The organism is Paenibacillus ottowii, assembly GCF_006874425.1.
Lineage (GTDB): Bacteria > Bacillota > Bacilli > Paenibacillales > Paenibacillaceae > Paenibacillus > Paenibacillus ottowii.
Genome location: NZ_VIJZ01000019.1, coordinates 1 through 22,807, shown reverse-complemented (window position 1 = coordinate 22,807; position 22,807 = coordinate 1). Strand labels below are relative to the sequence as shown.

Genomic DNA, 22,807 nt, shown 5'->3' with positions numbered 1-22,807 from the left:
TCCTTTTTGGAAAAATGATATGTTATTTATGATGTGAACTACATAAGTGCAACCATTATTTTTGCTGCATAAACCAATTCTTGATTACATCTCTTTCTCGAATATTCCCTTTGTCGAACTCTTTCTAAGGATTTCTCAATGCTCTTCAAGTCCATATTAAATTTTGACAAAAAACTGCACTTCCGATCTGTTAGATGGTGTCCAACAATTGGGGTGCAGTTCACACACTACTCAGCTGCTTTCTTAATTGTATTGAGTTAACGTCTACGCGTTGTTCAATCAAAGAGCGACTGTCGACGTCGATGACATCATATCGGGAATGTTATCAAGTTCTCATCATCTAACTTATCCAATAGGAGTACCGTTAGGTATTTCAGTATCCGGTTTTAATAGAATAACATCTCCTTTTTCCGGGACTCCTCCCAAAACTAATACCTCCGATTTGAATCCAGCAATGCGCCGAGGAGGAAAATTAACGATTCCTATAATTTGCTTTCCTACAACTTCATCAACCTTGTAACGCTTAGTTATTTGTGCACTTGAGGATTTCAAGCCGATCCCCGTTCCAAAATCAATCTTAAGCTTTATTGCAGGGATCTTTGCTTCTTCAAAAAACTCCGCTTCCTTAATCGTTCCGACACGGATATCTAGTGCTGCAAAATCATCGATCGTTGCCAATCTTTTACCTCCCCCTCTAAAGTCTTTAGCCGCTCTCAAAAATATCTCTCACGCTTTCCCGACAGAACTTAATGAATTCCGCTCGGTGTTGTATTTTACTGCGCTGGTCGAAACGGCTTCAGGAGTCGAATCCCTTCCTCAATGGATCCCTCCATCAATTCCAAGAGCTGGGGTACCAGTTTCTGCATCCGGGGGGCGTTCAGGTGCCGATCGAGAGCATCCTTGTCTTCCCAGCGTTCGTAGATGATGAATGTGCCAGGCTTGCCTTCTACCTCGTGAGCCTCGTAGTCAATGTTGCCCAGGTCGTTGCGCGACGGGGTGACAGCAGCCGTCATGAATGCCTTCATCTCAGCTTCTCTTCCTGCCTTAGCTCTCGCCTCCCAAAGTACAGTAACGTAACGGTTCTTTGTATCGTTCATGCTAATTCCTCCTAATTTATATACTTCGTAATTTTGCTTTAGCATTTTCTTGAATGGAATTGCCTATTTATGCATGAAATTCTGGTGAATCAATGGCTTAGCATAATGCTGTTATAAGCAACCAAAAGAACGATTATAGCCCTGGCCCGCAAGAACATCTTGACGAACCACATCTATACGACGTGTTTGGTATTCACTCAAAGCATTTATTATCGAATTCGGATACTTTTTAATCGCGTCCATGAACAGGTGCCCTAATTAAACTGCGATCCTTGATCGCGATTTGCAAAATGGCATCATCTTCTTTGCTTCAATGGGCTTGGCTGGTTTGTGATAGTTCTTCCAGCAGCGAAACCGGAATAGCTTCACCGTATAAGGAATGCTGGGCAGTCCCATCGTTTAACACACCTAATTCAGACAGCAATTGATTATGCGAATAATCAAACCAGCAAAAACCTCTCCATCGCTGGCCAGGATTGGTTCTCCCCTCTATCCCTGGCATCATCGCAGTAGTCAATGTACCGGCAGCACTATCATTGAAATAAGCGTTCGAAAGCTGACGTTTTTTCCAGTCTTTCTTCTGCAGCAATTTTTCCTCCACTTTCCCTACCCAAACCAAATAGCCAGCATAATCTGCAAATGGTTTGTCAGGGCTTAAATAACGCGGACAATACTGCGATATCCATCTGCGTCAATCAAAAAGTCTCCTTTAAACGTCTGCCCCTTTTCACTAGTAGCCCAAGCAGAAGATTCATTTTGCCCAATACTAACAATTCGTGTATGGTGCTGAAGGGTAATACCAGGTTTAGCGACCGCATTGAGCAAACGTTCTTGAATGGCTGACCAGGCTTCAACATTGCTGTTACCATTGGATGCCAAATTGCTTAGTTCTCGTTCAATTTCACTATTAGAATAAGGTTTTGTGTGTAGGCGAATAAAAGCACCATTCCTTAATGATGAATCTGCACGTTCAAGAATAGTCACTGCATAACCAGAACGGGATAACGCAAGTCCCATCATTAGTCCACCTAAAGATCCACCAACAATAATGGCATGTTCAAACTGTTGTTGTAACATCATTCATACTCCCATTTACTGCAGCTTCATCTGGCTGCGGAGCATCCGGTCGAGGAGTTTATCCGGGAGAATACGAACCAGTCGGGTCAGCAGTGCCGAATCGCGGCCGGCCGTATAGCGGGTGCGCGGCTTACTTTCGTGGATAGCCCGTGAAACCACTTCTGCCACTTTCTTAGGAGGGATACCATCCGTTGCCCATGATTCAGCCTGAGCCTTCACGGCGTCAAAAAGACGATCATGGCGTCTGTGCTGATCGGGTGTCATCAACTTGGACAGCCGATCGGCTGTCGTAACCCCTTTCTCCGACAGGCTGGTGCTGACACCGCCCGGAGTAATCATGATAACCTTGAGTCCGAACGAGGACATCTCTCTGCGGAGACTGTCATTGATCGCTTCCATCGCGTACTTTGCAGCCGAATAAATTCCGAAACCGGGCATTGATATTTTGCCGCCAACGGATCCGATATTGACTACGCGTCCGCCGCTGTTCAGCAAGGCCGGAGTAAGCGCCTGAATAACTGCGACCTGCCCGATCACGCTGACTTCGATCTGACGGCGAAATTCATCCAGCGGAACCATCTCAAGAGGTGCATTAACGGCAATGCCGGCATTGTTGACCACGGCGCGCAAAGGGCGACCAAGCGTATCTTGCTCCACTCGTTCGGCCAGCGCCCTTAGTGTGTCGATAGCGGTAACATCGAGAATCACCGGTTCGATATTTTTTTGTTTGATTTTGTCGGCATCTTCTTGACGGCGAACCCCAGCTAAAACGTGAAATCCGTCAGCGGCGAGCTTCTCCGCGGTAGCCCTGCCGATTCCACTTGAAGTACCTGTGACGACAACCATTTCTTGAGTGTTATATGGCATTGTAAACCTCCTGAGTTTGATAAGTTATGGAGCGCTGTATAGCACTGTTATACGATTATTATAGCACCGCTATACAGAACTGTCTATAGCGGTGCTATACATTTTTGCATAATGTTGTCCTCTCGCGACCTGAACATCATTTTTGGCGGGCGCAACGTGATGTACTTCGACGCTCACGAAATACCGTGCCGTGAGGAATAAGCTCATCAAAACCCTCTGAAAATGAAAAAGATCGCCATCCTGCTTGGATAGGCGATCTCTCTTATGTGCCACTATTTGTGGTGCTTCATCTCTTTACCATGAAACAAGACAAAGCCCCAATGGGGCTTTGTCCGGAGTCTCCAGGTTCTGTCATCGATCCCTCATTTTGAACCGGCGTCCGGCCTTAGGATCAAAATGATCTGCATTACGCTTTCCCGAATGAGATCAACGACGTTGGGCTGGGGGGGAGGTGCCTTGCGAATTTGGGCCGTCACATACAGCCATGAGGCCGTGTTGGCGGAAGCCCAGACCAGATCTGCCGCAACTTCGGCTGAAACAGCCAGTTTTCCTTCGGCGGCGACTCTTTGAACATTTTGCACCAGTGCTTGGTACGACTGATCTGCCGCCTCGATATGGGCACCCTCTAGCAGCCGCCCCATCATCGCCGCATAAATCCGTGGACGGGCTGCCGCAAAGCGCACATAGTCATCCCATCCCTGACGAAGCGCCATTTCTGGAATAGGGGACTCCACTGCAGCAATTTTGCTTGCAAATAACTGTTTGAACGCTTCCACTATAGCTGCACTCAGGAGTCCATCGGCATTACCGAAATGGTGGTAGAGTGTAGGAGCCGTAACCTGTGCGATCGAAGTGACAGCTCGCGTCGAAAATTGGGCTCCGCCCTCTTCTTCGAGTACCTTAAGAGCAGCTGCTAATATTTTGTCATATGTGTTCATACCTCTATTATAGCAGTGCTATATAGGTATGTCCATGACGAGGATTGTACTCGTGTGACCATGTCATCCCGTTTGAGATCACAACATCGTGAAACACTGCCTCTTTTAGTTTTATTGAGCTATCGATCCCCTTAATTCAGTAGACAGCCGTTCGGAGGCCTTTAAATTCCTCAAAATAATAAAAAATAAAATGCATGATCTACGCAATAGAGTCAATTTGAACAATGGGTTCTATTTATCAAAAGGTAGATGCAGGTAATTCATCAATTTTCAAACGTAGTAAACTATACGGTTTTTTTCGCAGGTCTTTTCCATAATGAAATCTTGCCTGTCTATGTAATTGGTTCACAATTACATATAAGTATTGATCCGGACCAATAGAGAAAGTATCTGGCCATAAAATTCTGGGATCATGGGCGATGGTTTCCATGATTCCATTCGGCAATATCTTTCGAATACTATCGTTTTCATAATCTCCAGCATAAACGTTTCCTTTTGCGTCCGTGATCATCCCATCAGATGCCCCCTTCTCTCCCCAATACTGCACAAGATCACTTAACTTGAAATCCGGTATCGTTCTGTCTCTTAACGATTCTGTTGAGATTGAGTATAGCTGGCGACTGGTTAATGGACAATAGAATAACATTTTTCCATCAGGGGAAATGGCTATACCATCAGAGGCCAATCGAAAGGGAGATGTCGAACCATCCGCGTTTCGATTCATCAAAATTTTGCCTTCCACTTTCGGTACAAAATAGGGATCGGGTGAAGTTGAGCTTGCTCCATGCAACCGTCTATACGCATTTCCGTTTTCTAAATTTACGACGATAATAGCGCCTGGACCATTGGAAGAAGAATCCGTTATATATGCGTAACCTGCTTTACCTACACGAAAGTCAAATCGGACATCATTCAGATACGTTGTCGGCAAGACTACATCATCTGCAAATGTATATACTTTTCTTATTGTATTTGTTTCTAAATCTACCGCGACTAATTTTGCTCCTCCATTAATAGGCTCAGAAAAATTTGGTGCAGCTGTATCCAGTACCCACAGGGTCCCCCTTCCATCTGCAACAACACTTTGGACACTGATGAAGGACATAGTGATATTCAAAGGATTTACCAAATTCGTTTCTAAATTAGGATAAGGCTGCAACTGGCCCTCAACAATTTCTGCTACCGTAAATCTAACGTCATCTCCCCATTTCGGAAAGCAAATGAAGATACGCCTAGTTTCTGACACACTAACGCCTGTAGGCATAGCCCCATAAAATGAATAAACGAGTTCTAACTTACCGAAATATTCTTCCATAGGTAACATAGGTTTTTTGATATCCTCCCCACCATATTTGAACGGATATTATCTATATTACCTATAATATGTTTAAAACTTTTTCTAATGCCTAGCTCTTAATGATTCTTTTTCTAACCAAAACATAGACGCAGAGTAGAGTAACCTCTGCTGGTTGTTGCGCCTCAATTTTATGATGCCGACCAGTTTGTAGCTGGTTAGTCATCAACATCCGTGCAGGTAAGTGGCATCATGCGACACATTGGCGATGTGGATTTCACTTTGCTGCCTGTAATACTAGTCTTTTGAATGAGTGTGCGGTGCTCAAATACGGAGATGAGCTAATTTTTGTCGATATAATTTCTAAAATGGTGATAGGCTGACTTCAGGAAGAGATCAAAGCCGGCATATTTTATAAATTGGGATTCACTTAATAACAACGAATTTAATTAAGTTTTTTGAAAATGTCCAAGACATCTCAAAAAACAAAAGGCTTCGGCGCAAGCCGAAGCCTTTTGACGGTGACTCACCGTTGTCTTTGGCAAGTAGTTCGTCTGAAAGTCTAACTGAGCCAAGAGCATTTTATTGTTGGTCCGGCAGACGTAATGCGTTTGCTGAAGTTTGCGCTTGATCTAAAAATTCCTCTGCCTGAGTTAATTGCCGCCGGGCCGTCTCCAAAGCTTGTGAATTTGTTGCCGCGTTAGGTTCACTTATCGAGTTCATCGCCTGATTTAAAGCCGTTTGCACCTCAGAAACCGCGTTAGAAGCATGTTGCTCCAGCGTATTGCCGCTCGAGTTAAGTGCACTTTCTGCCGGTTTTCTTGCATCTTCAGTGGCTAGATCAATTTTGTTTCCATTAGGCAAGGTGTGTCCTCCTCCCTTAAGCAAAGATCATTAATTTAAACAGTAATAAGTATGCAGTTAATATTTTGTTTGTATTCCTGCAAGTAAATAGGAGTAATGGATCACACAATTCCAGCAATCAATTTTAGTATAAGATGCGATGCGTTGGGAAATCTAACTTTGTGAAAAAAAGGAGGTGAGAATTTGTCAATGAATACTCCAGCGTTAGCGCCGCACGAATCGATGGAACTGCATGAAGCGTTAAATTTTAAAACGCTCTGCCTCGCTAAGTCAAAACTTATGCAAGGCTTGGTCTTTGACCAAGAGTTAAAAGCGTTAATGCAGAAAGACGTAATTCAATCCACACAACAGTTGGCTGAACTGCAAGCAATCTATGCAAGAGCTCCTTTCCAAGCACCTGTTCCGAATAATCCGACACCTATAACACATTAAAGGGGAACGCAAATGAATACCGATTATTTAGACCCGATTAATTCATTAAACATGCCGGAAATGGCAGACATGACTTTTGCAATGGACTTCCTTCTTCGTGCCAAGGAGGGGGTGCGAAATTTGTCCATAGCCCTGACGGAAACGGCTTCTCCAGATGTAAGAGCGCTGCTGCGCAATCATCTTAAGCAGGGGATTGCAATGCACCAAGAAGTCTCAGAGCTCATGATTCGCAAAAAATGGTTTCATCCTTACGAACTGAACGAACAGTACCAACTCGACCAGCTTTCGGCGAAAAATACGGTGATGATCGGGCAGATGAATTTGTTCCCGGATGATACGTCGCGTAAAGGGATGTTTGATCGGACCCCAGATGAACATATTGGAGGACATAAAGCATGAAGGCGGTAACGTATCAAGGGATTAAAAATGTCGTGGTCAAAGAGGTGCCTGAACCGAAGATTAAGAAACCGGACGATATGATCGTAAAGATTACCAGTACCGCTATTTGCGGTTCTGACCTTCACCTTATTCACGGGATGATCCCTAACCTTCAAGAGAACTATGTCATCGGGCATGAACCGATGGGGATCGTAGAAGAAGTAGGCCCCGGTGTGAAAAATGTAAAGAAAGGCGACCGAGTAATCATCCCGTTCAACATCGCATGTGGAGAATGCTTTTTTTGCAAAAATCAGCTGGAAAGCCAATGTGACAAGTCAAACGAACACGGGGATATGGGCGCATATTTTGGCTACTCCGGAACGACCGGCGGATACCCTGGCGGGCAAGCCGAGTATTTACGAGTTCCGTTTGCAAATTTTACCCACTTCAAGATTCCTGAAAACTGCGAACAACCGGATGAAAAGCTAAGCTTGATTGCCGATGCCATGACGACGGCGTTTTGGAGCGTAGATAACGCCGGCGTAAAGAATGGAGATACGGTCATTGTGCTCGGCTGCGGTCCGGTCGGACTTCTGGCCCAGAAATTCTGCTGGCTGAAAGGAGCAAAGCGGGTCATAGCCGTCGACTATGTCGATTACCGCTTACAGCATGCGAAGCGAACGAACCATGTGGAAATCGTAAACTTCGAACAGGATAAGAATATCGGCAACACTCTCAAGGAAATGACCAAAGGCGGTGCCGATGTCGTGATTGATGCAGTGGGGATGGACGGCAAGATGAGCGACCTCGAATTTCTAGCCAGTGGTTTGAAGCTGCAAGGTGGCACCATGAGCGCATTTGTCATTGCGTCTCAGGCTGTCCGCAAAGGCGGAACCATCCAAGTCACTGGGGTATACGGCGGACGTTATAACGGATTCCCACTCGGCGACATCATGCAGCGCAACGTGAATATTCGTTCCGGACAAGCTCCGGTCATTCACTACATGCCGTATATGTACGAGTTGGTTACTTCGGGCAAAGTGGACCCTGGAGACATTGTTACGCACGTCATTCCGCTCAGCGAGGCTAAGCGCGGCTATGAAGTGTTCGATACGAAAACGGACAATTGCATCAAAGTTGTCTTAAAGCCTTGAATATGGATAGATACATGGGAGGACAATCCGAATGAATTCCAATTATGCTTTGCATGAGATGCTGGAGGTTCATGAAATAGCTGCGTTTAAGACCGTTTGCAACACTAAATCCAAAACCATGCAAGCTCTCGTGACAGACCCGGAGCTCATGCAAATTTTGCAGCAAGACGTGCAATTATCACAGCAGCAACTTCAGGAGCTCGATGGAGTGTTGTCTAAAATGACCCTATAGGAGATAAAAACATGAACACAATATTAGAACACATCACAGGGCTTCATACACTGACCGACGAAGTCATCGCAATGGATTTTTTGATGAACGCCAAGAGCGGTGTCAGAAACTACGCCATGGCCGTGACCGAATGTGCCACCCCCGAAATCAAGCAAATTTTGATGAAACAGCTCGACGAAGCCTTAGACTCCCATGAAAAGATAACAATCTACATGATGGAGCGGGGGCTATACCATCCTTACCATTTTACAGAGCAAATTCAACTCGATCTGAAAAACATTCAGACCGCTATGAACATTCCGTCATGACACCGTATTTCGTCCCGGCAAAACGCGCAAAACCACAATGGTTCAGGCGCGTTTTTGTTTGATTTGACTTCAGAGAACAAGATGTTCCGAGTGTCAAGAATCCAACAATACAATAAGGGCGGATACGCTCCGCACTTATTGCGGCTAGTGTCAAACTCACTTGAACAAACGTTTCTTCGTTTGTTTTGCTTCTGATGGTTATCGCGACGCACTTTATGAATCCCCGCTCATACAGTTTTTGAATATTTTCCTCTAAAGAAGAATTGAGTTTTGATTGACGTGCCACATCCTTAATCATCTAATTCGAGAAAATAACTTAAGGAAGCATTCAGTTTTACTCTATTAATTTTAAGCCAGCTAAGAGTCAACTACACTATCTTTATAATTCCTTAAAAAGAAAAAACGAACTTCCTCCCTGATAGGAACAGTTTTTCTATCTATTTGAGTAATACTGACCAGTTAGGGTCTTTTTATCGTTTATCCACCACTCCCCTTTCAAGGGTAAGCTCCTCTGGATAAATTTGAGTATCCGATAATTCAGCATAAAAAAAACAAGAACAAATTCTTGCTTGTGTTGCTGTTAAAGTTTCAACTTCAGATTCCCTGTGCTTTCTCGAAACTATTCTAGCCGGCAATGCATCTATTGATGCTGATAAAAAAACTTCCTGGCGTATTCGATACTGTTCCTTCGAGTTCCATTGTTAGCATCCGATCAAAGCGGAATCGACACGGATTTTCAAGGTGAAATGGGATAAAGCCAAGGTGGATGCGGATTATGTACGCATGAAAAAAGAGCATCAGCAGCGCTACGGCGGCTGATGCTCTTTCTTTTCAAAGTAGTATGCTGTTCAATTTAACATAATAGACTATCCAACTACCATACAGTGATCCGCCGAGGGTAATGATTTCAAGCGAACTCCTTTTACATATATACTGTTCCCGTCATTATCCTATATAATTTCTATTGTTTAGGTCTACGCATTGTTACATTCCAGACTACTGAAAAATCGCTCAACAAAAACATCACCATATATTTTCTTCATATGCGCCGTGTTAAAAATATATTGTTCCATATACTCAAGCTTGCGCAGACTGCGTACCAGTACTTTCCGATCATCGTCAGATAGACTAGGGTCATCGTCTATCTTCGTCAAAGCATTTTTCACAAGTGCGGATACCTGTTCAACATACAGATGGTTTTTGGATTTTGGCGGAGTACATTGCGTCAGGTCACAGCTCACAAAACGAACACCGTCAAGGATGCAGTTTTCAAAATTGGCTATTAGCTTTTGTTTCCCATTTCCCTCAAACGTAATATCCACTAGCTTGCCGGCAAAGGAACAATTGACGATATTCGCCGCTTGTAAAATCCGGTCATTGAATCTACATTTATAAAAGGTACAGTCGATAAACGTAGCATTCTCCAATGTCATCCCTCTCATATCGCAGTTGGAAAATTCGCAATTGGTGAAAACAGCTTCGTCTCTGGCAATGCCAACAGAGCGCAAGTCGGAACGAATAAATGTACAATTATCAATCATACTACCGGCAAAAAATCTCGCATTCGTAAGATCGCAGGTATCAAAAACAAGATGATGCAGGTTACAGCTCCAAAATATAGGTGAACCAACATTCGAGTTTATTATGGCCGTTCCCCTTATAGTTTCGTGTTCATATCTGACAATATCAGAAAATAATTCGTTGTCTACTGACATACCAGACACAAGTCTTCTCATCCCTATCACCCTACCATTTCTTCAGAATCTTTTGCAATTATGAATACCTTATTTTGGTTTCTTGTGAGATCGTCAACTTCAAAAAATGATCACTGAGCACGCACCCAGATACAACATTGCACCTTCCCAGACCATTGCTGTTAATAAATAATAATAATGGGCGTAGAGTGCTTGATGGTTATCAATGGGGACTTGTGGATCCAACCTCACTAAGCGAAGTAACAAAAAAACCATTTGTTCTGAAAAAAGTGAATTGGCAATATGGCAATCAAGAATACACGAGTATAACAGATGACTCCTTATTGGTCTTGCAGCAGCTATGATAATACACCAAAAGTTAATGTGCCCAATAAAGTTCGTCTCTCTGCTTCAGATGTGCATTCTGCTTTTTAAAGTCCATACATAAGTTTGAAAAGCTTGAACTAACTTTTCAAACGCTGATGTCATTAAGCTATCCTTTTTTCTAATTAGGCTGATCTGAATTGTTTTGTATTCGGCTGGAAATGGAAAGTATCGTAACTTATTTTCACCTATATATCTCTGAATGACGGAATAAGGAACAAGCGATACTCCAAGCCCGCTAATTACACCTTGGACGATGGCGTCGAGATGATTGAATTCCATGTACCTTACGGAATGGATACCAACGGATTTAGCCAACTTTCGAGCAGTTCTCATTGAAAACAGCCTTTAGTGTTCATCAGAAAAGGCTTCGCGAGTACTTTTTCAATGTCATTGTAATCACTGTTTGAAATGAGAACAAGTTCTTCTTCATAAAGAAGCTCTTTAACAATATCAGGATCGTTGGCTGGGGCTTTTACAAACGCCGCGTCTAGTTCGAAATGTTTGATTTTATCGATCAATTCGCCCGAAAATTCTGTTATAAGAGATAATTCAACTTTGGAATATACTTTATGATATTGAGCAAGGACTTAGTAGGGGGAAACTTGCGTAGTCATCTTTACCTCAAATAAAGTTTATATGATTGATCAATTGATAACACATATCATTACGGTTAACCATATATGTTCTTGTCTTTTTCGGCTAACGATATAAGTTCTTGTCTTCTGGTTCTGACAAGAACTTATATCGTTAAAATACAAAAAGCCTCAACTAGGCGGCTATTAAGCGTGAATCATCATGGAAGAAAAAATATACCGCTCGGGGAATTCGCAAAATTCTGGCCAAATATTCAGAAGCTGCCGGTGAAATCCTGCAAATTCATGAGCCTGAGTGAGAAAACTAAATCATATTGAGGAAGTTTAATAAACCACTGAATTATCAGCTACCAATAACTTTTCGATTCCATTCTCTTGTAAGTGTCGGATTAGACAAATGCACAATCAACTGGACATCCTAGGTTCTCGAAAACTGTGCGCGCGGCAGAATCTACCGGCAGGAAAACCTCAATTTGCGGATATAAGCGGCCGCCTGCGGAAATCGATACCTGTCTGTAGCGTACGGGAATAAGGTCTCCGGAGCTTTCCATTCTGGCTAGAATTGTTTGTATTTGATCAACATTTCCCCCTACATCCGGCACACTCAGATATTCGCATGCGTTATATTTCTGAACTCTATCCAGCAATTTTTGATACCACGCATCATAACGCGAGAGCATGTGCTCACTCTTAAAGGCTTGTATTCCGTTTATGATGTGCTCCTCCCACTGCTTAAACGACGCCTTGTCAAACGTGGAGCGGGACCGGATAGGAAAACCAGAATTAAAATGTAAATCGACTCTATTCATTAACTCATCATATGAACGGTCGAGAGGGATTTCGAACAATTGATGAAACGGCTCATTTAAGCCCTTGATGTCCTGAGTATGTGTTACGACCATGGCAGGAAAAGGAATACTCCTCATCGTTTCCTGAGCCCACTCTAATGCACGCTCTAACGACCGTCCATACAATTCGGTCTGAATTGGAAGAAAACCGGCTGCCAAAAGCAAATCGTTACGCTCGTCGGATGTACACTCAAGATATTCTGCAATATTTATTATCGTCTGGCGGGTCGGTATGCGGCGGGTACGTCCAACCAGCAGATTTTTATACGAAGGAAAAGCCTCGTCGTTCAGCTCTTGTTGAGTAAATCGTTTCAAGGACGGTTGAGGTTGATCGACAAGCTTTTGCTGGCGTTTTATCCGCAGGGCTTCAATTTCTCCCATTACGATTCTATGTCTGGAATTCTCCGTATCTATATCCATCTTCTCTTCCCTTCTCTTATGAAGTGTAGTTCTGCACTTGGGCCGAACCTTTATTTAAAGTATACTCCTCATTGAAATGAAGGTCATCTAATGACCATAACCAACATGGAGGAAAACCGATATGATTCGTACTATTGTTGTTGATCCGCATGCTCCGTCTCATTTGGCCTTCAAGGAAGTTGACGCCCCGCAGCCTAAGCCATGGGAAGCGCTTGTGCAAGTGAAGGCCGTCTCACTCAACCGTGGTGAAGTGAGTGACGCTAAAAATCAGGAAATATCTAGCCGTCCTGGCTGGGATTTCGCCGGGATTGTCATCGAGCCGGCAGAGAACGGCGCAGGACCGCAAAAAGGGGCCAGGGTTGTTGGTTTGCTCCCGAAGGGAGCCTGGAGCGAGCAAGTGGCTGCTCCCGTACCGTTGTTGGCCGAAATCCCCGACAAACTCACTTTTACAGAGGCGGCTACCCTCCCCGTAGCAGGGCTCACGGCTCTTTATGCACTTCGAAAAGGCGGCTTGCTGCTTGGCAAACGGATTTTCATTACAGGCTCTAACGGCGGAGTTGGGCTATTCGCCCATCAGCTTGCAGTCCAATCCGGCGCATACGTTGTAGGTACGGCAAGCACGGAAGAAAAGGCGGAGCTTGTTCGGGAGGTCGGATCCGACGAAGTGATCATTGGATATTCCGCAATTTCATCAGCCAGCAAATTTGGGCCGTACGATCTGATCATCGAATCAGTAGGCGGCAATACACTGGCGGCGTTGCTGCCGCAGCTAGCGCCCCAAGGGATTTGCGTTGCGGTAGGATTTTCCTCTTCAAATACCGCAATGATCGATATGAAGAATATGGTGACCAGCGGAGGAAGAACCTTGTACAGCTTCTTTTTAGGTGAGGAACTCACTCGTCAATCAGTCGCGGACGATCTGAGTTTGCTGGCCCGGCTGGTCATAGATGAGCGGTTAATCCCACGAATCCAAGTGGAGGCGTCTTGGACCGAAATTGACACGGTTGCCTGTAATCTTAAGGAACGGAAATTCTCGGGCAAAGCCGTGCTTCACTTAGATTGATTATATAAGTTTGCAACTATAATCCCAGGAATCTAAAAACGAGTCTGAAAAAGAAACGGCAGTAGTACACCCTTACTTGTTTGAGTGGGAGTACCGCTGCCTTTCAATGAACCCGGCTATTTGACCTTTATATTTCCGCTACGCTTACTCCAGAGCCTTAAAGGCCGCCTTGGCTGCCTCAGCGATTAGGGCATTGTTATACTCTGCATCTTCGGTATCACGGCTGGACATTACGGCAATAATGATCGGTTCCCGATCCGGAGGCCATACGATGGCAACATCGTTGCGTGTGCCATAGCTTCCTGCGCCTGTCTTGTCACCAACTACCCAGCCTTCTGGCACAGCCGCCCGAATTAGTTCGTCACCGGTAGTATTTTCCTTTAACCAGCCGATAAGCAGCTCTTGTTTGTCATTAGGCATGGAATCGTCAATCGTCAGCACTTTGAAGCTGTTGGCAAGGGCGTTGGGCGTACTCGTATCACGGAGGTCCCCGGGAATCGCTTCGTTCAACTCTGTCTCATAACGGTTGGCCATAACCACAGTGTCACCGTTGTCTCTCATCGCTTTTTCGAACCCTTCAGGCCCGCCGAGCGCCTTTAGCAGCAAATTTCCTGCCGTATTGTCGCTATAACGAATGGCCGCATCACTGATTTCCTTGAGATTCATCCCGGTATCCACATGCTGTTCCGTAATCGGTGAATACGTGACCAGATCATCCTTGGCAAACTTAATGACTTTGCCTAGTTCATCGTTAGACTTCTCCTGCAGGACCGCGCCTGCTGCCAGTGCCTTGTAGGTGGATGCATAGGCAAAACGTTCATCAGCCCGATAGGCAACCTCTTTCCCTGTTCCCGTATCAATAACATATACGCCCAGCCGCGCGTCAAACTTGGTTTCAAGCTGTTTAAAAACCACATTCGCTGCGTTTGAGTTTGGCGGCTCCTTCTCAGTAGGCGGAGTTGAAGCCCCCTGTTTTGTACAGCCAACGAGTAGCACAAGAAAGAGTGTCATCGCAAATAAAGCTATTTTACTTGTATTTAATACATATTTTTTCAATATTCATCCTTCTTTACCTAAAAATACATTGTCTATTTGAACCCCTGCCAGCAGGTTATACCGCATTTGCCCGATGTCCTCCTCTCTTCTCATTTCCACATGTATTACAAATGTAATATTCAGTTATTATATTTGTAGTTTTAAAAGTCAAGTTACAGAATTTTGATAGTAGAACTCACCGACTGATTATAAAATACGCCGTCGTTATGTCCCTAGTACACTTATCTATTTTGAAGTCGTTTTCTTCTGAACGCGGACATATGTGCCTCGATTGCATGAAACGACGGTTAATTATAGCAGAAACCGACATTCGCCCTCAAATAAAGGGCGCGATGTCGGCTTTAAACTTAACGGCCAAACTCCTTATCGATTAGTTTATTGTGAGCCGGCTCCACTTCCGGGGCTACAAGTTGATGCACGTTACCAAAATATGCTGCCCGCCTAAAGATCCGAAGGCTCTTGATTCAAAACCGAAAATACTCACAGTCTTCAACTCCTCAATAAAGAGAGAGCTTATTCAGGATTCCAAGTAGGACACTCCTGAATAAGCTCAATCAGAAACCTAAATCTTTCAATATATCGAATTTTGCTTTTTCATATAGCGCTGGATGCCTCTGGCAATCACTTAGGGCGAGGTGCGGCTGGCCCAAGACCAATTGAGCAGAGCCAATTCAGCACTACCTCATGCAGCACGTTGATGTTGTCTACCTGACAGTGTTCTAATCCCCCAAGTCGTCTATCCTCTATCGGGAAGAACGTCTTGTTTTTCGATCCCGCTTGCTCATAATTTTTCAAGGCTTGTGTCAGCGGATTTGGCTGAACCAATATCTCTTCCGCTCCGTGCATTACAAGAAGCGGACATTCTATCTGGTGGAGCACGCCCTCAAGATTATAGGCAAAACGCGGATTATCCGCAAAGTCCTCCAAGCTTTTGGCCCCCAGAATTCTCATGCCATGTGCGGCCAGACTCGGTGGCATCCATTTAAGCATTGCATCCCAATCAAAGGCGTGCGTACCACCGTCGGAAATGACGGCAGCAATCCTGTGATCGAACGAAGCGAATCGCAAAGAGTCGTAAGCCGCAAAACTCTCACCGTGCACGATAATCTTATCAGGATCGACTTCCGGCCGCGTTAGAAGAAAGTCGATTGCTCGAGAATGGAAAGCCTCACTGTCCGCTCGTCTTCCTTTTCCCTTTTCGTACAGCGAGAGGCCGGTACCAGGCTGGTCATAGACCAGAAAGTTATATCCACACGAAATAAAAGCGGGACCTAACCAGAAATAGTTTTCAATTGACCACTCGTCGCCACCGTTGAGAGCAAAAAGGGTCGGCTTCGGACCTTTTATCCAGGAAGGGGAGAAGAAGTAACCATCCAGCTTGACATCTTCGTAATCGACTTGGATCTTCTCCGGTTGGACATCGAAGTACTTTCCGGCAGCTTCGAAGAGTTCACTTACTTTTTTAAATAGACGGATTTTCTCGGTGTCATCATCCATCACCGCATATTCCGCAATTCTGTAGTAATTGCAAGCACGAATGTAGCAGTTTCGTGCTGTATACCAGTTTCCAGCTGTTTCGGCCTCCTTGCCGTGTCTTTCCAATGCCTGAGCCGTTATGAGCCATTCCCTGTGCCACGTATCTTTGTCATCAGGGTCGATTTTTTTGCAGGCCTCGTAGATCTCGATGACATCCGTAGCACCGAGGCTTGCCATACCTAAAGCTTTGGTGACTTGGTATGACATCATGTAGTGATTGGGCCAACGGCTGAACTCAATTGACATTGTAACATCCTCCTTTTCGAGTTCTAGTTATTGTAGTTTTTTTACTACAAGTAATTTTTACAACACAAAGATAAAGCTTCTTTAAAAGAAAAATAAATGTTTGTAAAGAGAATATAAAAAATTATAAAACACTGAAAAAATAAAAATGGCTGCTGCCTGGGTGTTCACAGCTGGCAGCAGCCATTAACTCCTGTTGTAAAAGAAAATGCGCAACAATAAAATCAGTGTTGTGCGGCCAAGGGAAGGCTGAATCTTATCCCCAAACCGCCATATCCAGAAGGGTAGGCGCCAATTTCGCCCCTATGATGTTCAATAATGGATTTACAGCTTGCAAGCCCCAGCCCCAGCCCGCCCTTTTGGATTTGCCGAGATTTATCCACAGTGAAAAATTTGAGGAACAGAGAAGATATATCCTTATCCGGGACTCCAATTCCATTATCCTCGATTTGAAAATAGGCATACTGTCCTAGCGGGTATCCGGTCATATACACTTTCAGCTTATTTTTCCCTCCATATCTTACAGCATTGCTAAAGAGGTTGCCGAAAACCCGACGTATCATCGGTTCGTTGACCATCAGCCATATATTTTCCGTGAATGAATGGTGGCAAGTAAGCTCGTTGTCAAGTCCCGCCAACTCATACTCATATTCAAGGGCAATGTTTTCAAATAATTTTGATGCTTTTACAGGTTTAGCTATCATAGATTCCAACTCCAATTTTTCTTTGGTGAAGCTGGAGAAATCATTGATGAGTTCGACCATAAATCCTGACTTCTTTTGAATTAAATCATAATATTCCTGCTTTTCAGTTTCTGGTAAATCCTTGTGCGTAGCCAGCAGTTCAGTAAAGCCATTAATAGATGTCAAGGGTGTTTTCAAGTCGTGGGCAATTGCCGCGATCATATCGGTCTGCTCTTTGTGCGCGAGTTGAAGCCGATGCTCCATCTTATTAAAGTGTTTATAAAGTTCTCCGATCTCGTCATTACTTCTCAGAGCTAGCGGAGGCAGTGGATGTACAATATTTACTTCTTCAAGCCTGGTATTCAGAAGCTGAATGGGTTTCTCTATGCAAAAATGAATATAGATAATCAGAATAATAAATATGAAACAGGCAATTGCAAATATGGGCAGGAGCAATGCTATATATCGCGAGTCTAGCAATGAACTGCGTATAGGAGAGTATACTGCAAAGACAAACTTCAGGTATATTCCAACCGAAAACATGAACATTATAAACATCAGCAGGAACAAAAGCGGAAGTTTTATTTTCAGTTTCATACTATTGCACTCTTTCCGTGTATTTATATCCTATGCCCCATATTGTTTTAATAAAGTCATGTTCAGGACCAAGTTTCTTACGGATATTTTTTATATGAACCGTTACGGTATTTATTTCTCCGTATTCGTCTCCCCAGACGTTTTCATATATCTGCTCACGAGTCAATACATTATTGGGGTGGCGCATGAGGATAGACAAAATCTGAAATTCCTTCGTTGATAAGTCGAGCTTCCTGCTATTCAGGTATGCTTCAAACGTCTTATCGTTCAAAATGAGCGCAGAATTCGTCTTTTCGTTACTGGGACTAAGTTCATCCCACTCTTTAAAAAGCCTATCCACTTTTCTGAAGTGAGCCTTTATCCTGGAGGCAAGCTCCTGAATACTGAAAGGTTTGGTCATGTAGTCGTCTGCTCCTATTTCAAGCCCGACGATTTTATCAATGTCCTTATCACGCGCACTTAAAAACAAAATTGGAACATTATAAGAATTTCGGATACTTCTGCAGACATCAAGTCCATCCATATCAGGCATCACTATATCAAGAACGATGAAATCAATGTTATTTTCTTCCAATACAGATAAGGCTTCTCTACCCGAATATGCCGGAAGTATTGCAAATTGCTCATACCTTAAACTCTTTGTGATGAGTTTTACGATTTCTTCATCGTCGTCAACAACTAATATCGTTCTTAGCATATTTGTACCTCCGAGTCGCTTTAAATGGACTGTATTTATAAGACAAGAGCCGTATGGACTTCTCGCATTGAAAAACGTCTCTTCAGTCCCGGATAAGCTGGAAAAGAAACTTAAGCAACGCTCTGGACAATGCTGGCTTTAACAAGCTGGCATACTCTTTAATAGCGGTCGAGCTATGCACTTATTCCAGCTTGAAGGCCTGCCAATGACTTAAGTGTCGGTGACTTTCAGTTATTATTTTGTTTATCAAATTTTTTTGAAACTAGCGCAATGGGATGTACGTTCGTAGATGAACCGTCTTTTCGCTATATCGGGTAAACGGTTGTGCTTTCTTGGGTATATAAAAATCCCTCCGATCTACAGTGTTAAGTTCATTGTAACATGAACTTTTTTTCCACTGTCTATCATGAGGGGATAGATCCAAACTACAGATTAGTTAATCAGCAACTAAGGCACTTATTGAATTCATACTAACTTGCTCTAGATAGATCAACTCATAAATTTAAACTTAAAATTAAACCCCATAATAAAAAATAACGCAAATAATAAAATCAAAGATAATAATATAGGTCTAAATAAAATATATATCTCCCATATGCTTCAGGACCAAAAAGTCGATACATAAATTCTCCTTTCATTTCTGAATACATGATGCGATATTTTTCTTGTGTAAACTATGATTTTAATTACTCTTCTTACACCTTTTAAGATCTCATATATAAATAGAAATTCAACATAGATATAGGAATAGTAATTCCTTTTCCATTTTGCATCCATATTGTTAACCTCTTCTGCTCTCTGCAAAAACTACAGGCAAATAAGCTCTTCACTACAAATCTAGACGACCAAACTCCCAATCTATCTTTCCTCAGATTTGTTGTAATCTGTCGTGCTGATTGGGCTCAACACAAGAAGAGATCAACAGTCGGAACACGTTGATCTCTTCTTGTCGCCTCACTCTGCTTTTCTTTTTCTACCGTTCTCGTCTCTCAAACCGAGGAGATACAAACTCAGTATCCTCAGGTTACGTGTCCCCCTCTCCTTTCTATTTCCAATGCCTACCGTCTTCTGGTGTTTGCATATCCAGTGTCACTGGATCATTTCAAACGGACAAAATGTATTTTTCCAAGCCTATTTTCAATCCGTCTTCATCATTGCTCGATGTGACCCAGTCGGCAATTTTCTTAACTTCCTCCGGTGCATTCCCCATTGCAATCCCAAGGCCTGCGTACAAAATCATATCCATGTCATTATAGTTGTCTCCAATGGTCATCGATTCACGATAAGTAATATTAAATATCCCCTCGAGTTCCTGAATGGCATACGATTTGGACACCATCTCATCCATAATTTCCAGATAGGTTCCCTTGGATTTATAAACACTGATACCCGTAACTTCTTTTTTGATTTGTTGTACAAGCCGCTCAATGTCTTCGGGAGGTCCCATGCATAAAATTTTGTGAGTATCATGATCTTCTTCTAAATATGAGGGGAGCACCCTCTGTATGGGAGAGGCATTAATAATCCTCGCTTCCTGAATTACCCATGGATTTTGAGTGTTATCAACGATCCACTGGTCATAGCCATATAGGTTAAAACTAATAGAAGGATAATGATCCGTTACAATATCGTATATTTGTTTAATGCTCTTTTTTGATAAGCAGATGCTATGGAGGATTTCCCTATCAAAGCCCAATATTAGAGCACCGCTATAACAAATGACGGGAGCATGAATATTGAGCTCTTGCTGAAGAGGAAAAATGCTGCTTGGCATTCTCGCTGAAACAAGTACAAAAGGGATATTTCTTCCCACAACTTCTTGGATTGTATTTTTGGTGTCGAATGTAATTTGATGTTTTGAATTTAACAACGTCCCGTCAATATCGCTAAAGATTGCTTGTATCATGGCCCATGCTCCCTTGCGATTTTTTATCACTATTCTTCCTCAAGCACCTTGATAACTTCTACTCCGCTATCCTGCAACATCAGCAATGAATGCTTCGGGGCATCCTGATTTGTAATTAGAATATCAATTTCGGAAAAATTCAGACCTTTAAACGGGCTTGTTAAATTAAATTTTTTGAAATCGGCAAGTAAAAATACTTCTCTGGCACGTCCCGATACCAGCTTTTTAACTAAAGCATCATCACGGTTTGCAAAATACACTCCGTCTTCCATAATGGCGGCAGCTCCTAAAAAAGCTTTGTCAAAAAAAACATCGTTCAACTGCATAGCTGTGTCGTAGTCATAAAAAAAACGGTTTTCATGATTAAATCTGCCCCCGAGCAAATTTATGTTAATTTCACTTTTTGCTGATAAAGCTTCTGCATTATCCAACGAGTGTGTGTAAACCGTCAGATTCTTGTCCAATTGCCCACAGAGCAGTTGAATGGTAGTCGACACATCCATGAAACAAACATCTCCGTCAGCGATGTGCGCAGAAGCTGCTTTTGCAATAAGCATCTTTTGCTTTGTTGCTGAGGTTACACGTTCCTTGTAGGCTCTTATTTCTTCTTTTAATAAGGGTAAGGCAATACCTCCATGAGTTCTGATAACCCCCCCTTCGTGAACAAGCTTAATAATATCCCTTCTTGCCGTATCTCTCGAGATGTTTAATAAATCGCAAATTTCCGAATTTGATAATTGGTTACGGCTTTGGAGATACTCCAAAATTTTTAAAAGTCGTTCCTCTTGGTGAATATAACCCCTCCCCCTTTCCCTATATTCATCATAAGCAATTTAACGCTTTTTGTTAAGTGTTTTTAAGTATTTTTTTCAAAAAGTAAGTAAATTGCTTATGTTGAGTATTTCACATGATAAGTCTCCGGTCCGCGTGCACATCGCATTAAGAGTCTCCCAATCGTTCAAAACCGCTCTCCTCGTGCTAATACTCTCCAATATTCCGTATGATTCATTCCTACCTAGAAAAGCCTGAACGACGCTGGCTCCTTTAGCCACATCTAATCCTACAACCAGCTCCATAACATACTCCCTAATATTAAAGCTGCCGCCACTCCCACGATGGTACCTCCCGTAGCTTCAATTGTGATACGAGATCCCTGTCTCAACCAGCTCAAACATGGTCATTGGGGGCAGTGAGAGAACTGTTTTCATGACGGGGCCCGCCCCAATAAAGTCCACGTTCTCTCGGCTATCGCCATCATATGACGCCTAAGAAAAAAGGCCAACCAGAAATCTCTGGTTGACCTAATAATACGAAATAAAGTCCTAGACTGTCGCTATTTTATTGAATTAACGTTCCCAGTTAGTTGGACAAGATTATTAGAACTGAACGCTAAATCCATTAAATTTATGAATCCCAGTTCCAAATTTGGCGAGATCATTTTCCCTCAGAAATTTAACTGCAATTTTTGCTTCATCTAAAATTATTGGATTAAGTCCTAATGTATTATGAGAACCATATACCATTTTGACGTTGGGTATTCTTGCAATCCTTTCTAATGAATTTACTAAATCGACAGGGTTCGTTGAAGGATAAAAAGCATATATTGGCGTTTCATCATAAAGCAGGTCGCCAGTAAATAAATACCCTCTTGTTTCATCGAAAACTGAAATATGGCCAGGAGTATGTCCTGGAGTGTGATATATAATTAATCTTCTGTTCCCTAGATCGAATATATCACCATCCTTCAATAATCCTGTCGGCTTTCCTTTAAAGGGCTGGTATGTATCCGGATCAAATGTTTCTGGTGTAGGCAAAGTTATATCTCTTCTAATATCCTTCCTGATTTGTTCTATTGTTAAGCCTTGAATCCCATTAATTAGCCAGTCTTCATCTCCTTTATGGACAAAGATCCGTTCAAATTCGCCATGGTTTCCGATGTGGTCAGTGTGGACATGTGTCGTAATAACTTTTAGAGGTAAGGATGTCAACTGGTCTGTTATTCTCTTGATATTATCAATCCCAAGACCTGTATCAATTAACACCCCTTGTTGATTCCCCAATAATAAAAATGAATGTACTTTCTCCCAATGCCCGTATTCACTAATTGCGTATGTATTATCATCAATCCGTTGCACTGTAAACCAATGATCTTTAATCATACAAGCCTCCCAATTAGATTCTTCACGTCTTCTAAATTATACACTTATTTATCGCATTGAACTATTCCGCCCGTTAGAATTCCTGTAAAACGAATAATATGGTCTTTGCACAAAAACGAGCGCCTCGGTACGATGGGGTTACGTCACGGGTCAATGCCCTAAAAAGCCCATCATCTAGGAGGTCGCTCTACTATGAAGTTTAAATCACAAGATAAACAAAATCAACGCATTGAAAACATTTCCTCATCGCATTTAGTTGTCGGCGTAGATATTGCACAGGAGGC

The 22,807-nt window shown here is 42.9% G+C and carries 26 protein-coding genes; 7 read left to right on the top strand and 19 right to left on the bottom strand.

The annotated features are described in order from the left end of the window. Positions 1-345 precede the first annotated feature (345 nt). The 8 genes from csaA to FKV70_RS25105 all read right to left on the bottom strand — a co-directional run bounded on the left by csaA (position 346) and on the right by FKV70_RS25105 (position 6,137). Entirely contained in the window at positions 346-678 is a 333-nt protein-coding gene (gene csaA, locus FKV70_RS25140; RefSeq protein ID WP_142614896.1) for a chaperone CsaA, read from the bottom strand. 95 nt (positions 679-773) lie between these two features. Then, a complete protein-coding gene (locus tag FKV70_RS25135; protein ID WP_064797155.1) occupies positions 774-1,097 on the bottom strand; it encodes a putative quinol monooxygenase in 324 nt (107 codons plus the stop codon). A 310-nt stretch (positions 1,098-1,407) separates the two neighbouring features. Further along, a complete protein-coding gene (locus tag FKV70_RS25130; RefSeq protein ID WP_425280384.1) occupies positions 1,408-1,716 on the bottom strand; it encodes a hypothetical protein in 309 nt (102 codons plus the stop codon). 35 nt (positions 1,717-1,751) lie between these two features. Beyond that, positions 1,752-2,177, bottom strand: coding sequence for an FAD-dependent oxidoreductase (locus FKV70_RS25125; protein WP_162305693.1), 426 nt, complete (start codon positions 2,175-2,177; stop codon positions 1,752-1,754). Positions 2,178-2,189: 12 nt separating this feature from the next. Beyond that, positions 2,190-3,041, bottom strand: a complete 852-nt coding sequence (locus tag FKV70_RS25120; protein ID WP_142614893.1) for an SDR family NAD(P)-dependent oxidoreductase — start codon at positions 3,039-3,041, stop codon at positions 2,190-2,192. 362 nt (positions 3,042-3,403) lie between these two features. Next, entirely contained in the window at positions 3,404-3,979 is a 576-nt protein-coding gene (locus FKV70_RS25115; protein WP_142614892.1) for a TetR/AcrR family transcriptional regulator, read from the bottom strand. A 238-nt stretch (positions 3,980-4,217) separates the two neighbouring features. Further along, complete coding sequence (locus tag FKV70_RS25110) at positions 4,218-5,303, bottom strand: L-dopachrome tautomerase-related protein (RefSeq protein WP_142614891.1); 1,086 nt, start codon at positions 5,301-5,303, stop codon at positions 4,218-4,220. A gap of 552 nt (positions 5,304-5,855) precedes the next feature. After that, on the bottom strand, positions 5,856-6,137 hold the full coding sequence (locus FKV70_RS25105; protein ID WP_142614890.1) for a hypothetical protein: 282 nt from the start codon (positions 6,135-6,137) through the stop codon (positions 5,856-5,858). Positions 6,138-6,326: 189 nt separating this feature from the next. Here FKV70_RS25105 and FKV70_RS25100 point away from each other — a divergent pair, with 189 nt between their 5' ends. From FKV70_RS25100 to FKV70_RS25075, 6 genes are all read left to right on the top strand, one after another. After that, positions 6,327-6,569, top strand: a complete 243-nt coding sequence (locus tag FKV70_RS25100) for a spore gernimation protein GerQ (protein ID WP_142614912.1) — start codon at positions 6,327-6,329, stop codon at positions 6,567-6,569. Between the two features lie 12 nt (positions 6,570-6,581). Then, a complete protein-coding gene (locus tag FKV70_RS25095) occupies positions 6,582-6,968 on the top strand; it encodes a spore coat protein (RefSeq protein ID WP_102998069.1) in 387 nt (128 codons plus the stop codon). After that, a complete protein-coding gene (locus FKV70_RS25090) occupies positions 6,965-8,101 on the top strand; it encodes a zinc-dependent alcohol dehydrogenase (RefSeq protein ID WP_142614889.1) in 1,137 nt (378 codons plus the stop codon). The genes FKV70_RS25095 and FKV70_RS25090 overlap by 4 nt, the downstream gene beginning before the upstream one ends. Positions 8,102-8,132: 31 nt before the next feature. Then, a complete protein-coding gene (locus tag FKV70_RS25085) occupies positions 8,133-8,333 on the top strand; it encodes a hypothetical protein (protein ID WP_064797162.1) in 201 nt (66 codons plus the stop codon). Positions 8,334-8,344: 11 nt separating this feature from the next. Beyond that, positions 8,345-8,641 (top strand): spore coat protein, encoded by a 297-nt coding sequence (locus FKV70_RS25080; RefSeq protein ID WP_063211982.1) that lies wholly within the window; start codon positions 8,345-8,347, stop codon positions 8,639-8,641. Positions 8,642-9,352: 711 nt separating this feature from the next. Then, on the top strand, positions 9,353-9,460 hold the full coding sequence (locus FKV70_RS25075; protein WP_280115112.1) for a DUF4385 family protein: 108 nt from the start codon (positions 9,353-9,355) through the stop codon (positions 9,458-9,460). A 155-nt stretch (positions 9,461-9,615) separates the two neighbouring features. On the opposite strand, the gene FKV70_RS25070 is transcribed toward FKV70_RS25075, so the two are convergent. From FKV70_RS25070 to FKV70_RS25055, 4 genes are all read right to left on the bottom strand, one after another. Beyond that, positions 9,616-10,377 carry a pentapeptide repeat-containing protein gene (locus FKV70_RS25070; RefSeq protein ID WP_142614888.1) on the bottom strand — a complete coding sequence of 254 codons (762 nt, stop codon included), beginning with the start codon at positions 10,375-10,377 and terminating at the stop codon, positions 9,616-9,618. Positions 10,378-10,746: 369 nt separating this feature from the next. Continuing rightward, positions 10,747-11,001: a LysR substrate-binding domain-containing protein gene (locus FKV70_RS27150; RefSeq protein WP_425280386.1), complete on the bottom strand. Its 255-nt coding sequence runs from the start codon at positions 10,999-11,001 to the stop codon at positions 10,747-10,749. Between the two features lie 50 nt (positions 11,002-11,051). Beyond that, positions 11,052-11,261, bottom strand: coding sequence for a LysR substrate-binding domain-containing protein (locus FKV70_RS27145; RefSeq protein ID WP_142614911.1), 210 nt, complete (start codon positions 11,259-11,261; stop codon positions 11,052-11,054). A 443-nt stretch (positions 11,262-11,704) separates the two neighbouring features. Beyond that, positions 11,705-12,583 carry a hypothetical protein gene (locus tag FKV70_RS25055; RefSeq protein WP_142614886.1) on the bottom strand — a complete coding sequence of 293 codons (879 nt, stop codon included), beginning with the start codon at positions 12,581-12,583 and terminating at the stop codon, positions 11,705-11,707. Between the two features lie 121 nt (positions 12,584-12,704). Here FKV70_RS25055 and FKV70_RS25050 point away from each other — a divergent pair, with 121 nt between their 5' ends. Beyond that, entirely contained in the window at positions 12,705-13,646 is a 942-nt protein-coding gene (locus FKV70_RS25050) for a zinc-binding dehydrogenase (protein WP_142614885.1), read from the top strand. A gap of 144 nt (positions 13,647-13,790) precedes the next feature. On the opposite strand, the gene bla is transcribed toward FKV70_RS25050, so the two are convergent. The 7 genes from bla to FKV70_RS25005 all read right to left on the bottom strand — a co-directional run bounded on the left by bla (position 13,791) and on the right by FKV70_RS25005 (position 22,523). Then, on the bottom strand, positions 13,791-14,702 hold the full coding sequence (bla, locus tag FKV70_RS25045; protein ID WP_208738444.1) for a class A beta-lactamase: 912 nt from the start codon (positions 14,700-14,702) through the stop codon (positions 13,791-13,793). A gap of 621 nt (positions 14,703-15,323) precedes the next feature. Next, positions 15,324-16,484 carry an alpha/beta hydrolase family protein gene (locus FKV70_RS25035; protein WP_142614884.1) on the bottom strand — a complete coding sequence of 387 codons (1,161 nt, stop codon included), beginning with the start codon at positions 16,482-16,484 and terminating at the stop codon, positions 15,324-15,326. A gap of 221 nt (positions 16,485-16,705) precedes the next feature. Then, positions 16,706-17,761: a HAMP domain-containing sensor histidine kinase gene (locus FKV70_RS25030; RefSeq protein ID WP_063211992.1), complete on the bottom strand. Its 1,056-nt coding sequence runs from the start codon at positions 17,759-17,761 to the stop codon at positions 16,706-16,708. Between the two features lies 1 nt (position 17,762). Continuing rightward, positions 17,763-18,458, bottom strand: coding sequence for a response regulator transcription factor (locus FKV70_RS25025; RefSeq protein WP_142614883.1), 696 nt, complete (start codon positions 18,456-18,458; stop codon positions 17,763-17,765). 1,102 nt (positions 18,459-19,560) lie between these two features. Then, on the bottom strand, positions 19,561-20,364 hold the full coding sequence (locus FKV70_RS25020) for a Cof-type HAD-IIB family hydrolase (RefSeq protein WP_063212026.1): 804 nt from the start codon (positions 20,362-20,364) through the stop codon (positions 19,561-19,563). Positions 20,365-20,393: 29 nt separating this feature from the next. Next, complete coding sequence (locus tag FKV70_RS25015; RefSeq protein WP_142614882.1) at positions 20,394-21,158, bottom strand: DeoR/GlpR family DNA-binding transcription regulator; 765 nt, start codon at positions 21,156-21,158, stop codon at positions 20,394-20,396. Between the two features lie 582 nt (positions 21,159-21,740). Next, positions 21,741-22,523 (bottom strand): MBL fold metallo-hydrolase, encoded by a 783-nt coding sequence (locus FKV70_RS25005; protein ID WP_167669753.1) that lies wholly within the window; start codon positions 22,521-22,523, stop codon positions 21,741-21,743. Positions 22,524-22,807 lie beyond the last annotated feature (284 nt).